Annotated in this window: 10 protein-coding genes; 5 read left to right on the top strand and 5 right to left on the bottom strand. The window is 73.7% G+C overall.

Going from position 1 to position 13,675, the window contains the following annotated elements:
* Positions 1-91 precede the first annotated feature (91 nt).
* Positions 92-1,456: a phosphomannomutase/phosphoglucomutase gene (locus tag FNH09_RS37710; protein WP_162469702.1), complete on the bottom strand. Its 1,365-nt coding sequence runs from the start codon at positions 1,454-1,456 to the stop codon at positions 92-94.
* A 153-nt stretch (positions 1,457-1,609) separates the two neighbouring features.
* A complete protein-coding gene (locus FNH09_RS37705; RefSeq protein WP_152894381.1) occupies positions 1,610-2,032 on the bottom strand; it encodes a DUF3499 domain-containing protein in 423 nt (140 codons plus the stop codon).
* Positions 2,033-2,313: 281 nt separating this feature from the next.
* Here FNH09_RS37705 and FNH09_RS37700 point away from each other — a divergent pair, with 281 nt between their 5' ends.
* On the top strand, positions 2,314-2,763 hold the full coding sequence (locus FNH09_RS37700; RefSeq protein WP_152894380.1) for a metallopeptidase family protein: 450 nt from the start codon (positions 2,314-2,316) through the stop codon (positions 2,761-2,763).
* A gap of 138 nt (positions 2,764-2,901) precedes the next feature.
* Here FNH09_RS37700 and FNH09_RS37695 read toward each other — a convergent pair whose 3' ends face one another.
* The 3 genes from FNH09_RS37695 to FNH09_RS37685 form a co-directional block, all read right to left on the bottom strand.
* The gene (locus FNH09_RS37695; protein WP_162469701.1) at positions 2,902-4,455 is read right to left on the bottom strand and encodes a DUF5719 family protein; all 1,554 of its coding nucleotides are present in this window, start codon (positions 4,453-4,455) and stop codon (positions 2,902-2,904) included.
* Positions 4,452-8,216, bottom strand: coding sequence for a glycosyltransferase (locus FNH09_RS37690; protein ID WP_152894376.1), 3,765 nt, complete (start codon positions 8,214-8,216; stop codon positions 4,452-4,454). The genes FNH09_RS37695 and FNH09_RS37690 overlap by 4 nt, the downstream gene beginning before the upstream one ends.
* Before the next feature lie 246 nt (positions 8,217-8,462).
* Entirely contained in the window at positions 8,463-8,726 is a 264-nt protein-coding gene (locus FNH09_RS37685; RefSeq protein WP_003975777.1) for a WhiB family transcriptional regulator, read from the bottom strand.
* Between the two features lie 676 nt (positions 8,727-9,402).
* Here FNH09_RS37685 and FNH09_RS37670 point away from each other — a divergent pair.
* From FNH09_RS37670 to FNH09_RS37655, 4 genes are all read left to right on the top strand, one after another.
* Positions 9,403-9,927, top strand: a complete 525-nt coding sequence (locus tag FNH09_RS37670) for a cysteine dioxygenase (protein ID WP_152894374.1) — start codon at positions 9,403-9,405, stop codon at positions 9,925-9,927.
* A 134-nt stretch (positions 9,928-10,061) separates the two neighbouring features.
* On the top strand, positions 10,062-11,045 hold the full coding sequence (gene cofD, locus FNH09_RS37665; protein WP_152894373.1) for a 2-phospho-L-lactate transferase: 984 nt from the start codon (positions 10,062-10,064) through the stop codon (positions 11,043-11,045).
* On the top strand, positions 11,042-12,394 hold the full coding sequence (locus FNH09_RS37660) for a coenzyme F420-0:L-glutamate ligase (RefSeq protein ID WP_162469700.1): 1,353 nt from the start codon (positions 11,042-11,044) through the stop codon (positions 12,392-12,394). The genes cofD and FNH09_RS37660 overlap by 4 nt, the downstream gene beginning before the upstream one ends.
* A gap of 117 nt (positions 12,395-12,511) precedes the next feature.
* Positions 12,512-13,546 (top strand): DNA-3-methyladenine glycosylase family protein, encoded by a 1,035-nt coding sequence (locus FNH09_RS37655; RefSeq protein WP_420802824.1) that lies wholly within the window; start codon positions 12,512-12,514, stop codon positions 13,544-13,546.
* The last annotated feature ends 129 nt before the right edge of the window (positions 13,547-13,675 follow it).

Below are 13,675 nucleotides of genomic sequence, written 5' to 3'. Positions count from 1 at the left end.
CACCACGGGGCGGCGGGACTGTAACAGGCGTGGGGTGCCGTGGGGGGCCGGCCGTCGCTCGCCCCGCCGCTCCGTGGTGTGCGTGTGGCGGTCAGGCGCGGATGATCGCCAGGATCTCGTCGCGCACCGTCGCCATCGTCGCCGCGTCCCGTGCCTCGGCGTTGAGGCGCAGCAGCGGTTCGGTGTTGGAGGGGCGGACGTTGAACCACCAGTCGGCGGTGCTCACGGTCAGGCCGTCCAGCTCGTCGAGGGTGACGTCCTCGCGGCTGCCGTACGCCGCCCGGATCGCGGCGATGCGGTCGGCCTGGTCGGCGACGGTGGAGTTGATCTCGCCGGAGCCCGTGTAGCGGTCGTACTGCGCCACCAGGCCCGACAGGGGGCCTTCCTGGCCGCCGAGGGCCGCCAGGACGTGCAGGGCGGCCAGCATGCCGGTGTCGGCGTTCCAGAAGTCCTTGAAGTAGTAGTGGGCGGAGTGCTCGCCGCCGAAGATCGCACCCGAGTTCGCCATCTCGGCCTTGATGAACGAGTGGCCGACTCGGGTGCGGACCGGGGTGCCGCCGTTCTCCTTCACCACCTCGGGGACCGTCCAGGACGTGATGAGGTTGTGGATGACGACGCCCCTGCCGCCGTTCCTGGCCAGCTCGCGCGCGGCCACCAGTGCGGTGATCGCGGACGGCGAGACGGGGTCGCCGTGCTCGTCGACCACGAAGCAGCGATCCGCGTCCCCGTCGAAGGCGAGGCCGAGGTCGGCGCCCTCCTCGCGCACCCGCTTCTGGAGGTCCACGATGTTCGCCGGGTCCAGCGGGTTCGCTTCGTGGTTGGGGAAGGAGCCGTCCAGTTCGAAGTACATGGGGACGACGGTCAGGGGCAGGCCCGCGAGGACCGTGGGAACGGTGTGGCCGCCCATGCCGTTGCCCGCGTCGACGACGACCTTCAGAGGGCGGATCGAGGTCAGGTCGACGAGGGAGCGCAGGTGGGCCGCGTAATCCTCCAGCGTCTCGCGCCGGGTGACGGTTCCCGGCGTGGCGGCCGGCGCGGGGGCGCCCGACCCCGACCAGCGCTCGGCCAGTTCGCGGATCTCCGTCAGCCCGGTGTCCTGGCCGACGGGCGCCGCGCCCGCGCGGCACATCTTGATGCCGTTGTAGCGGGCCGGATTGTGCGACGCCGTGAACATCGCGCCCGGAAGGCCGAGCGAGCCCGACGCGTAGTACAGCTGGTCCGTCGAGCAGAGACCGATCTCGGTGACGTCGGCGCCACGGGCCGCCGCGCCCCGCGCGAAGGCACCGGACAGGCCGGGCGACGACGGCCGCATGTCGTGGCCGGTCACGATCGCGTCCGCGCCGGTCACCTGGACGAAGGCGGCCCCGAACAGCTCGGCCAGCGTCTCGTCCCACTGGTCCGGGACCACCCCGCGCACGTCGTACGCCTTCACGATCTGTGACAGATCAGCAGCCACGGCCAACCCTTCTGAAAGTCCTGTCGGTCGCCCCAAACTACCCGCACGGGCCGACGGCGCACGGCGTGGACGCACAGTGGACGCGAAGTGGACCTCCGGCCGTAACGTCAGGTCAGATGACGTCAGGTCAGGACGGGGTCCGGTCCGGGTGGGTCAGTTGTCCGGCGAGCGCAGCACCCGCAGATGGCCGCGGCGCGCGACCTCCATCGGGTCGGCCGCACGGGCTCCGCCGCCGCCGGCCGCCCGCTCCTGGGGGCGGGCCGCCTCGCGCACCGCGTTGGCGAGCGCTTCCAGGTCGTCGCCGCTGGGCCGGGCGGGAGCCGAGGCGTCCAGAAGCCGGACGACCTCCCAGCCGCGCGGTGCGGTGAGGCGCTCGGAGTGCTCGGCGCACAGGTCGTAGCAGTGGGGTTCGGCGTAGGTGGCGAGCGGGCCGAGGACCGCGGTCGAGTCGGCGTAGACGTACGTCAGCGTCGCAACGGCGGGTCGGCCGCAGGCGGTGCGCGAACAGCGACGTACAGGGCTCACGACGTTGGACGGTACCGCACTCTTGAGCGGGCCGCGACGACTCTCCCCCAGGTCACCCCACCGTGTCGTGTCGTGAAACGCTCCCCGCGCCCCTCCGGACACCCCCTGCCGACCTGCGTCGACCCCTGTTTCAGGGGCTTCGGGAGGGCCCGCATCCGGTCACGACTCAGTACAAACACCGTCAATTGTCTTGAGAACGGCGGTCTCGAAGGGGTACGGAAACGAGCCGGACCTTGGCTGGAACGGTCATCTCGAAACACGCCACGCAGTTGGGCCGGATGTCACGTGGGGGTCGGGCGGGCGGTCCCCGCGGGGTCTACGCTTCTGCGGTGATGGACAACGCCGTACCGCCCCCCGCCGGCGGCCCCGGGCCGCGCCGCCGTGATCGCCACGGGCGTGGCATCCGCGGCCCGATCGCGCCGCCGCAGGTGCCGCTCGCCGCGAGCCGGGCCGAGGTCTTCGCGGATCTGGTGCAGGACTCGGTGGAGCGCCTGGAGCGACGCTGGCCCCAGCTCGCGGACATCGACTTCCTCGTGCTGGAGGTGCCTCGGCTGGACGGGCCGGGCGAACCCTGGAACGACGAGGCGGTACCGCTGGGCGGGACGATTCCCGCGCGCGAGGGCCGGCCGGCCCGGGTCGTGGTGTACCGGCGTCCGGTCGAGATCCGCACGAAGGGGCGCGACGAGCGGGCGGCACTGGTGCACGAGGTCGTCGTCGAGCAGGTCGCCGAGCTGCTGGGGCTGACGCCGGAGACGGTGGATCCGCGGTACGGGGAGGACTGAGCCGCCCGCACGGCCCGGCCGGAACCCCGGCGGACCAGCGGCCCGGCCGGAACATCGACGGGTCGGCCGGAACCCCGGCGGACCGGAACGCCGGCCGGAACCCGGCCGGCCGCGCCGGGGCCGCCGCTTCGCGCCGCGCTACTGCTGGAGCACCGACAGGTCCTGGTCCGCCTCGGGCACGGCCACCGTCCCCCGGTCGTCCGGCAGGGTCTGCACCGTGAAGCCCGAGACGTCTTCCTTCGTCACCGCGAGCATGCGGGCCGCGTAGACCGGGCCGCCCGACACCGGCTCGACGGTCAGCGCGTAGGTGCCCTTCAGGCCGCTCGGGACCGGAAGCTCGACGTCCTGGGTCGTGCCGCTCTTGATGGTGTACGTCTTGCTCTGCGCGGTGCCGCCGTCGCTGCCCGCGGACGCCGTGACCTTGACCTGGGCGGTGCCCTGGGGGGCGGTCAGGGACAGGGTGGTGCCCTTGGCGCTGTTGTCGGCGGCCGTCGCGCGCGTGCCGACCGGGCTCGTGGCGGGGATGAACGCCGTCTCCTGCGCGCTGCCCTTGCCACGGACGACCCGCAGCGCGGCGACGACCGGTACGGACTGGCCCGTCGGCGTCAGGACCAGCGAGCCCGCCTCGCCGCGCGTGACATCGGCGAGGTCGAGGGTCGTCGTCATACGGGACTTCACGTGCAGCGTCTCGTGACCGGCGGGGGTGATCAGGCCGGAGGGCGAGGCCAACCGCACCTTCAGGTCGGCGTCGGCGTCCCCGGGAGTGAAGACGACCAGGCTCACGTCGGTGGCGTCCTTGGGGATGCCGGGCATGACGAGGCTGTCCGCCGGGTCTGCGGCCGCGGCCAGCCAGTCGCCGCCGAGCTTGTCGTCCAGGGCCTGCACGGCGGCGCCGATCCGCCCGCTGCGGACGGTCACGTGCACGGTCAGGCCGTCCTGCTTCTCGCCGGTGAGGGTGGACAGCAGGATCGGTTCGCTGGAGTGCGGCTGGACGGTGATGCCGTCCGCGACGGTCGACTCCAGGACGCCGTCCTTGCCGTAGAGCCCGATGTCGACGACGGCGGCGGAGTCGTCGGGGTTGGTCATGTGGAGGTAGTCGGTGCGGTCGGCGAGGGTGCTGACGCCGGGGAACCAGAACTCGGTGTCCGGGGGCGTGCAGCTGACGCCCAACAGGCCGCGACCGCTGCCGACGGCGACCTGAGTGGTCTCCTGGACCGTCCAGCCGGGCGCGAACTTCCCCTCGGCGGTGCCGAGGAGCCCCGGCGAGTCGCCGCCGGAGGTGTCCCCGACGGCAGGCGTGCCGGGCTCCTTGGGCGTCAGGACGGGCTTGGCGGCCTTCTTCCCGTCGCTCTTGCCGTCCTTGCTGTCGCTCTTGCCGCCGGCCTTGGCGTCCTTGCCGTCGCTCTTGGCGCTGCCGGTGCCGTCGGCCGACTCCTGCGTGGCGGACAGGAGTTCGGCCTTGCCGCTGCTCCCGGTGCCCTTCGTGACGGGCGTGAAGGACGTGTACGACGTGTCGGCGATGTCGGAGGTGCTGGGCGCCGGGCAGAGCAGGCTGGTGCGCTCCACGGGCTGCTGGGCGGCCGCCTTGGCGGTGTCCGCGCCGACGGCGTCCGGCGGGTTGAGCGCGGCGAACCCGGTGACGGCGGCGAGGGCGGCCGTCCCGGCGATCAGGGACAGGGTGGTGCGGTTCACTGCTGACTCCCGTCGGGGCGCTCACTGCCGTTGCCGTGCGGCTGCGTCGGGTCGTACGTCATGTCGTAGCCCGGCTGATACGTCGGGTCGTACGCCTGCTCGTACGTCTCGTCGTACCCCTGGTCGTACGACGCCTGCCGGGCCTGACCGCCGCCGTAGGCGTACGGGTCGTACTGGCCGCCCTGGCCGCCCTGGTACGGGTCGGCCTGGTAGGGATCGGCCTGGTACGTCGGGTCGTACGGGGTCGCCTGGTACTGCTGGGCGCCCTCGTACTGCCGTTCGTCGGCGTAGGGGTCGTACTCGGCGTCCTGGTAGCCCGCCGACTCGCCCTCCCAGGCCTGGTGGTGCTCGTCCTGGTCGGCCCCCATGTCGTACGACTGCTGCCGGGGGACCACGACGGGGGTCTCCTCCTGCCCGGGGGCCGGGAAGCCGTCCTCCTCGCCGAACTCGCCGGCCTCGGCGTCGGGTTCGCCGTCGGCCTCGGCCTCGGCCTGGGCGCGCAGCCGACGGGCGCGGCGGCCCTCGCCGGAGGCCGCCTCGGCGGCGAACGACGGCTCCTCGGGAAGGTCGTCGTCGATGTCCCGGCGGCGGCCCGGCAGGGCCAGCACGACGAGCACGACGGCCAGGGCGCCCTGGGCCCACATCCAGGCGGTGTGGGTGATCGGGTCGTCGTAGGTGACGTCGAGCTTCCCGCCGGAGGCGGGGAGTTCGAAGCCCTGGGCCCAGCCGTCGACGGTGGTGCGGGTGAGCGGCCTGCCGTCCAGGGTGGCGGTCCAGCCCTCGGCCGCGGTGTCGGCCAGCCGCAGGACCCGGCCGTCGGAGCCGGACGGCAGGGTGGTGTGGATCTCGACCGGTCCGGCGGCGACCGGCGTCGGGGTGCCCGAGCCGGACTTGGTGACGACGGCGGCGCGGGAGACCTCCTGGTCGACCCGCCACAGCGCGCTGCCGTTCTGCTCGCTGAGCCGGGACAGGCCGGGGGTGGCGTCCAGGACGCGGGTGACCTGGCGGGGCGCGCCCTTGTGGACGAGGACGTAGCGCACGGCGAAGCCGCCGAGCTGGTCGGCCTGGTCGGCGCCGGAGCCGGCGACGAGGTTGGCGACGACCTTGTCGAGCCTGTCGTTCTCGCCCTGGGCCGCGGCGAGTTCGGCGTCGCCGAGGCGGGCGCCGGAACCGCGGACCAGCACATAGCCGACGCGGGCCGTGGTGTCGCTGTCGAGGACCAGGGTGCGAGCCTGGTCACGGGTGCCGCCCTCCTCGGCGACGAACGCGGGTACCTGCACCGGGTCGCGTCGCTCCAGCGGGCCGTCGGCGCCGCCGAGCATCCAGCCGACGGCGACGAGCAGCGGGCCCGCGGCCGAGGCGAAGACGATCAGCGCGGCCACCGGCTGGCGCCAGCCGAAGCTCAGCTCGGCCACCCGCGCGCGTGCTCCGTCCGCGCCGAGCACCGCGGCCGACAGCAGGGCGAGTCCGTAGACGAGGGTGGCCGGGCCGGCCCAGGTGGAGCCGTTGGACAGGACCGCGAAGACGAGGCCCACCAGGGCGACGGCCCAGGCCTTCCAGATGCCGGACCGGCGCTCGGAGCGGACCAGGGCGGCCAGTGCCGCCAGCACGATGCCGATGAGCATCAGCCCGTCGACCGTGCCGGGACCGCCCGGGCTGGCGCCGAGCAGGTCGAGGGCGGAGGCGGCCGAGGGGCCGTAGTCGAGTCCGGCCTCCTGGAAGAAGCCGAACGGCAGCAGGGACAGCGACCAGGGGGCGAGGACCAGCAGGGGCGTGCCCAGCTGGACCAGGAGGCGCAGGGCGTGGGCCGGGAGGTCGCCGCGGCGCACCACCAGCACCGCGACGCCGAGGACCAGCGCGATCGGCCACACGATCGGGGTGAACGCGGTGGTGATCGTCAGCAGCAGTGCGTACGCCCAGGTCGCGCGCCAGCTGCCGCGAGCTCCGGAGGCGCTCGCCAGGCCGCCGGCCGCGACGCCCGCGCGGGCGATGAGCGGCAGCAGCACGGCCAGGACGGCGGTGCCGATGCGGCCGCCCGCGAGCGCGCCGGTGGCGGCGGGCAGGAAGGCGTAGACGACGGCCGCCCAGGCGCGCAGGAGGCTCGACTCGACGAGCGGGCGGGAGGCGAAGTAGGCGGTGAAGCCGGCCAGCGGCACCGAGCAGACCAGCAGGACGGTGACGGCGAGTCCGGTCGAACCGAGCAGGAGCGAGGAGAGCGTCGCCACGATCGCCAGGTACGGCGGTGCGGACGGGGTGCCGCCCGCGCCCACCGGATGCCAGGCGTCCAGATAGCGCGACCACAGGTCGCTCGCGTCGGCCGGGGCGGGCAGCAGGGCGCCGCCCGCGAGCGCGCCGGAGCCGAGGAGCCCGCGGCAGGCGACCAGGGAGACGAGCAGCAGCACCAGGAAGAGCACCGGGCCGGGCTTGCGGGCGATGCGCTTGAGCCGGGCGAACTGCTCGATCTCCAGGAAGTCGGCGTCGTCGCCGCCGGGGCCGGACTCGACGGCCCCGCCGTGCCGTCCCGCGCCGGAGACGGCGTCGGGGTCGGAGCCGCTGAAGAAGTTGCCCGCGGCCTGTTCCACGGTGGCCCGTACGGTCGCGCCGGGCGGCGGGAACAGCGGCCGCAGTTCGCCCTTGTCGACCAGCGGGCGGCCGCGCCTGCGCCGCCCGGCGATGATCCGCTCGGGCCGCAGCAGGGTGCCGAGGAGGCCGCGGATCTCGTCGACGGCCTGGCCGGGCACCTTGCCGACGAGGTAGGCGACGGTGCGCAGGAGCGTGCCGACGACGAGCCGCAGCAGCACCCAGGGCAGCACGGCGGTACGCGTGTTGACGAGCAGGGTGTAGACGGCACCCGCCTTGTCGACCTTGTGCGGGGAGGCCGTGGTGCGGCCCGCGCAGTCGACGGCGCGGCGCTCGCGGGAGGCCGCCTCGGCGTGCCGGACGACCGCCTCCGGGGCGACGAGGACGCGATGACCGGCGGCGTTGGCCCGCCAGCACAGGTCGACGTCGTCACGCATCAGGGGCAGCCGGCGGTCGAAGCCGCCGAGCTCCTCGAAGACGTCGCGCCGGATCAGCATGCCCGCGGTGGAGACGGACAGCACCGGCTGGATGTGGTCGTGCTGTCCCTGGTCCTGTTCCCGACGGTCCAGGCCGGTCCAGCGGCGACCGGAGTGGGCGATGGTGACGCCGACCTCCAGGAGCTGCCGGCGGTCGTACCAGCCGCGCAGCTTGGGGCCGACGACGGCCACGTCGTCGCGCCCCAGTTCGAGCTCGTTCTCCACGACGCGCAGCAGCTGGGCCAGGGCGTCGGGTTCGGGGGCGCAGTCGTCGTGCAGCAGCCACAGCCACTGGACGGGCTCTCCGTGGGGGAGCTCCGGCAGGTCGTAGTTGTCGTCGCGCCAGCTGCGCGTGACGGGGTCCCAGCCGCTGGGGCGCTTGAGGTACGGCAGCTCGTCCGGGGTGAGGACGGGGGCCGCGCGGTTGGCCTCCTCGACGGCCTGGCCGAAGCCGGTGCGCCGGGCGAGGTGCAGCACGCGGTCGTCGCCGAGGGCGTCGCCGACCAGCAGGGCGGACTCGTCCGCGCTGCCGGTGTCGGCCGCCACCGCGTACTGCACGGGGCGCTCCTGGCCGAGCAGCCCGGCGAGCGCGTCGGGCAGCCAGCGGGCACCGTCGTGCGCGACGAGGACCGCCGTCACGACGTGGCGCGGGAACTCAGGGGTGGCAGCGTCTTGTTGAGCTGCCGTGTGGCTGTGCACGGACATCGAGGTACGGGCCCCGGTTCGGTGGACTGCGGTGGACGCCTGTGCCCACGGGGGACAGCGGTGCGTCTCGGACTGGCGACCACACTATCGGCTGGGCAGCACAGCGGCCCGCCGCCTGTGGACAACCCACCCGCGACGGGCCCTTCGCTACCTATGTACTCGCTTGTCCTCTGTTCTCCGGGCTACGACCTCGATGAACCGCACGAGGCGCAGGGCCGTACCGGGCCGTAGTGAGCCAAGTCGGACTCAGACGGCGGCCTTCTTCAGGCGGCGGCGCTCACGCTCGGACAGACCGCCCCAGATGCCGAACCGCTCGTCGTTGGCGAGGGCGTACTCGAGGCACTCGGAACGGACCTCGCAGGCGAGGCAGACCTTCTTGGCCTCGCGGGTGGAGCCGCCCTTCTCGGGGAAGAAGGACTCGGGGTCGGTCTGGGCGCACAGCGCGCGCTCCTGCCAGCCGAGTTCCTCGTCCGCGTCGTCGACCAGCAGTTGCTGCACCAGCTCGGTCATGTGCGCCCCTCGTCTGTCTTTCGCGTCCCCGTGTCGTGTCCGTCACCGTTCACGGCTGAACGACACGAGTGAAATTACAAGTGTGCTGATCCGGGCGAGTCAAGCCGAGATCTGCTATTGGGCCCCTTATTCACTCTGCGGAACCAAGGTCGCGCGGAAAGTGTTCAAATCGCCATAAACCTTGACCCGCAGACGAGCCCCGCACGGACCTCCCGGTCCGGCACAGGACCCTGTACGAAGAAGGACGCCGAGATGTTCGATCTCGTTCCGACGCGCGCGACGAGGCCGGCGCGCCCGGTTGTGCGCCTTGTGTCCGGGTGGGCGTATGAACAAACCTTTCACCCGAGAGATGAACCGGATGAGGTGAAACATGTCCCACATACCGGGCGTCGGGTTGACAGTGAAGGTGTGAACCGCTGTCCTAGTGGGCATGCTCGCGAACTCGGCCCTCACCTCGACCCGCACCGCCGGGTCCCACGGTGCTGCCCGCGCTCGCTGTAGCTGTTGCTGTTGCAGCTGTTGAGCCCATCGCGCTCCGGTTGCCACTGAGTCCACCGTGACTCGGCTGCTTGTTCCCCTGCCCGCACCAGGGCACTTCTGTCGCCCGTGATCCGGGCGGACGGCACGCGACACCCAGCCAGCACCCCCCACTCTCCGCCGAGGAACCACCGCACCCATGAACAGCGACAGCGACCTCCAGATCGCGGGCGACATCCTCGAAGTCCCGCACCTCCTCCAGCCGCCGCGCGAACACCCGGCCACCGTGGCCGACTTCGTCGGGCTCGCCCGCTCCATCGCCGCCGACCGCGCCCAGTGGTCCCACCTCGTCCGGTACGACGCCACCACGCGCTGGTACCACCGGCTGCGCACCGGCCCCGGCTACGAGGTGTGGCTGCTGTCCTGGGTCCCCGGGCAGGGCAGCGGACTGCACGACCACGGCCCCTCCTCCGGTGTGATGACCGTCCTGGAGGGCACGCTCACCGAGCGCACCGAGCGCGGCACGCGCACGTTGGGTGCGGGCGACGGGCGCAACCGCGAGCGGGTGTTCGCGCCGGGGTACGCGCACGAAGTGGTGAACGACACGCTGGAGCCCGCGGTCAGCCTGCACGTCTACTTCCCGGGCCTGACCGAGATGCCGATGCACACCGCGCGGTGCTCGGCGCAGGCGACGCGCGATCAACTGGACGCCGTACGCGCGTGACAGCCGCACCGGCCTGACGGACGCGGCGGGCGGGACGTCGTGGGGGGCGCCCGCTGGCCGACGTCCGTCCACAGTGCGCGGGTTGTCCACAACCGCCTGTCATGTTGCCGTTGCGGCCTGCGAGACTTGGCCTCATGCGCATTGTGGTTCTGGCAGGCGGCATCGGCGGTGCCCGTTTCCTGCGTGGTCTGAAGCAGGCCGCGCCGGACGCGGACATCACGGTCATCGGCAACACCGGGGACGACATCCACCTGTTCGGGCTGAAGGTCTGCCCGGACCTCGACACGGTGATGTACACGCTCGGCGGCGGCATCAACGAGGAGCAGGGCTGGGGGCGGGCCGACGAGACGTTCCACCTGAAGGAGGAGCTCGCGGCGTACGGCGTCGGGCCGGAGTGGTTCGGGCTGGGCGACCGGGACTTCGCCACGCACATCGTGCGGACCCAGATGATCGGCGCCGGATACCCGCTCAGCGCGGTGACGGCGGCGCTCTGCGACCGCTGGAAGCCGGGCGTGCGGCTGATCCCGATGACGGACGACCGCGTCGAGACGCATGTGGCCGTCACCCTGCCCGAGGCCGACGGCGCCGCGGGCGCGGGCGAGCGCAGGGCCGTCCATTTCCAGGAGTACTGGGTGCGGTTGCGGGCCTCGGTGCCCGCGGAGGCGGTCGTGCCGGTCGGCGCGGAGCAGGCGAAGCCCGCGCCCGGGGTGCTGGAGGCGATCGCGCAGGCGGACGTCGTCCTGTTCCCGCCGTCCAACCCGGTCGTCTCGATCGGCACCATCCTCGCGGTGCCCGGCATCCGGGAGGCGATCGCCGACGCGGGGGTGCCGGTGGTGGGCCTGTCCCCCATCGTCGGGGACGCGCCCGTGCGCGGCATGGCCGACAAGGTGCTCGCCGCGGTCGGCGTGGAGTCCACGGCCGCCGCGGTGGCCGAGCACTACGGTTCGGGTCTCCTCGACGGCTGGCTCGTCGACACCGTGGACGCGGGCGTGGTGGAGCGGGTCCGGGCGGCCGGCATCCGCTGCCGCGCCGTGCCCCTGATGATGACCGGCCTCGATGCGACCGCGCAGATGGCCCGGGAGGCGCTGGACCTGGCGGAGGAGGTGCGGGGGGCGTGAGCGACTTCTCCGCCGAGGCCCCCGCCGCGACTGCCGAGGGCCCCGCCGCGGCCGCCGACGGCTTCCGGGTCTGGGCCGTGCCCGGCATCCCCGAGGTGGCCGCGGGCGACGACCTCGCCAAGCTGATCGCCGCGGCGGAACCGGGGCTCGCCGACGGGGATGTGCTCCTCGTCACCTCGAAGATCGTGTCCAAGGCGGAGGGCCGTGTCGTCGAGGCGGGCGACCGGGAGGCCGCGATCGACGCCGAGACCGTACGGGTCGTGGCGCGCCGCGGCGCGCTGCGGATCGTGGAGAACCGGCAGGGTCTGGTGATGGCGGCCGCGGGGGTCGACGCCTCCAACACCCCAGCGGGGACGGTCCTGTTGCTGCCCGAGGACCCGGACGCCTCGGCCCGGTCGATACGGGACGGGCTGCGCCACATCCTCGGTGTCGAGGTCGGCGTCGTGATCACGGACACCTTCGGGCGCCCCTGGCGCGCGGGGCTCACGGACGTCGCCATCGGCGCCGCCGGGGTGCGCGTCCTCGACGATCTGCGCGGCGGCACGGACGGGCACGGCAATCCGCTCAGCGCCACGGTCGTGGCGACGGCGGACGAACTGGCCGCCGCCGGTGACCTGGTGAAGGGCAAGGTTGCGGGACTGCCGGTCGCCGTGGCGCGCGGGCTCTCGCACGTGCTGGCCCCGGGCGACGCCCAGGGGGCCCGGGCCCTGGTGCGCGACGCGCGCGACGACATGTTCCGGCTCGGGACCTCGGAGGCGGTCCGCGAGGCGGTGACCCAGCGGCGTACGGTACGGGCCTTCACGGACGAGCCGGTCGACCCGGGCGCCGTACGGCGGGCGGTGGCCGCGGCCGTGACGGCACCCGCACCGCACCACACCACGCCGTGGCGGTTCGTGCTGCTGGAGTCCGAGCGGTCGCGGACCGGGCTGCTGGACGCCATGCGGGACGCCTGGATCGCCGACCTGCGGCGGGACGGCAAGAGCGAGGAGTCCATCGCCAAGCGGGTGCGGCGCGGCGAGGTGCTGCGCGCCGCGCCCTACCTCGCCGTGCCGTGTCTGGTCATGGACGGGTCGCACACCTACGGGGACGCGCGCCGCGACGGGGCCGAGCGGGAGATGTTCGTGGTCGCGACCGGGGCCGGGGTGCAGAACTTCCTGGTCGCGCTGGCCGGGGAGCGGCTCGGGTCCGCGTGGGTGTCGTCGACGATGTTCTGCCGGGACGTGGTGCGCGAGGTGCTGGACCTGCCGGCGCACTGGGATCCGATGGGGGCGGTCGCCATCGGTCATCCGGCGGAGCTGCCGAGGCCCCGGCCGGAGCGGACCGCGGAGGCCTTCGTCGAGGTGCGGTGACGAGGGTGCCCCAGCGCCTACCCTCGTAGGACACCCCGGCTCTCGTACGGCGCCACCGGCTCCCGTACGACGCCACCGCGCTCCATGCACACCTCCGGCAACCCTGGGACCTCATCCGTGGCAGGACGATTCGCTCCACGCCCCGCGCTCCCCCACAGCCCTGACGGCGTGGGAGGGGCCCCCATGACCGTGCGCGGCGGGCAGGTCGCGGTGCCCGGGAGCGTGCCGCGGCCGGCCCCCGCGCCGGGGCGGGTGCGCACCTGGGTGCCGGACGGGCCGCTCGATCTGGGGCTGGTGCTGGGGCCGCTGCGGCGCGGCCCGGCGGATCCCACCTTCCGTACGACACCGGACGGGTCCGTGTGGCGGGCCAGTCTGACGCCTGCCGGGCCCGGGACGCTGCGGGTCGCCGTGCGCGGCGCCGAGGTGCGCGGCGAGGCGTGGGGGCCGGGGGCGGAGTGGCTGCTGGACCGGCTGCCGGAGCTGCTCGGCGCCGCGGACGATCCCGCCGCCTTCGAGCCGCGGCACCGGCTGGTCGCCGTCGCCCGGCATCGGCGGCCCGGGCTGCGGCTGACCCGCACCGGGCTGGTACTGGAGTCGTTGCTCCCGTCGATCCTGGAGCAGAAGGTCACGACCGACGAGGCGTACCGGGCGTGGCGGCTGCTGGTGCGCAAGTTCGGGGAGCCGGCGCCGGGTCCCGTGGACGGGCGGATGTGGGTGATGCCCGCGCCACGGACGTGGGCGCTCGTCCCGTCCTGGGAGTGGCACCGCGCCGGAGTGGACGACAAGCGGGCGTCGACCGTGCTGCGGGCCGTGCGGGTCGCGGCGCGGCTGGAGGAGGCGGTGGGGATGCAGCCCCGGGACGCCCAGGCACGGCTGGAGCTCGTACCGGGGATCGGGCCGTGGACTTCGGCGGAGACCGTGCAGCGCAGCCATGGGGCGCCGGACGCGGTGACCGTGGGGGATCTGCATCTGCCGGGGATCGTGGGCTGGGCGCTCGCCGGGGATCGGCACGCGGACGACGCGGTGATGCTGAAGCTGCTGGAGCCGTACGCGGGGCAGCGGCATCGGGCGGCGCGGCTGATCCTGCTGGGCGGGAGGACTCCTGCGCGGCGCGCGCCGAAGATGCCTCACTGGGACATCGGGCGGTTGTAGGAGGCGGCGGCCCGGCGCTCGCGCACGGCCGGATCGGAGGCGGGGCGGCGGGCCCGGTCGACGTGCCCTTGCGTGGTACGGGCGGCGGCAGCGTCGACGCCGGGTGAGGTACCCCGGGGCGGGCCGCAC

It is taken from the genome of Streptomyces adustus, assembly GCF_009377175.1.
Classification (GTDB): domain Bacteria; phylum Actinomycetota; class Actinomycetes; order Streptomycetales; family Streptomycetaceae; genus Streptomyces; species Streptomyces adustus.
The sequence above is the reverse complement of the archived record's forward strand: the minus strand, read 5'-3'. Positions and strand labels throughout refer to the sequence as shown.

Bases quoted from the DNA above. Each gene is read 5' to 3' on its own strand.
- FNH09_RS37700 (WP_152894380.1), top strand. From the start codon at position 2,314: ATGGACAACGCCGTACCGCCCCCCGCCGGCGGCCCCGGGCCGCGCCGC.
- FNH09_RS37690 (WP_152894376.1), bottom strand. From the start codon at position 8,216: ATGTCCGTGCACAGCCACACGGCAGCTCAACAAGACGCTGCCACCCCT.
- FNH09_RS37685 (WP_003975777.1), bottom strand. From the start codon at position 8,726: ATGACCGAGCTGGTGCAGCAACTGCTGGTCGACGACGCGGACGAGGAA.
- FNH09_RS37670 (WP_152894374.1), top strand. From the start codon at position 9,403: ATGAACAGCGACAGCGACCTCCAGATCGCGGGCGACATCCTCGAAGTC.
- cofD (WP_152894373.1), top strand. From the start codon at position 10,062: ATGCGCATTGTGGTTCTGGCAGGCGGCATCGGCGGTGCCCGTTTCCTG.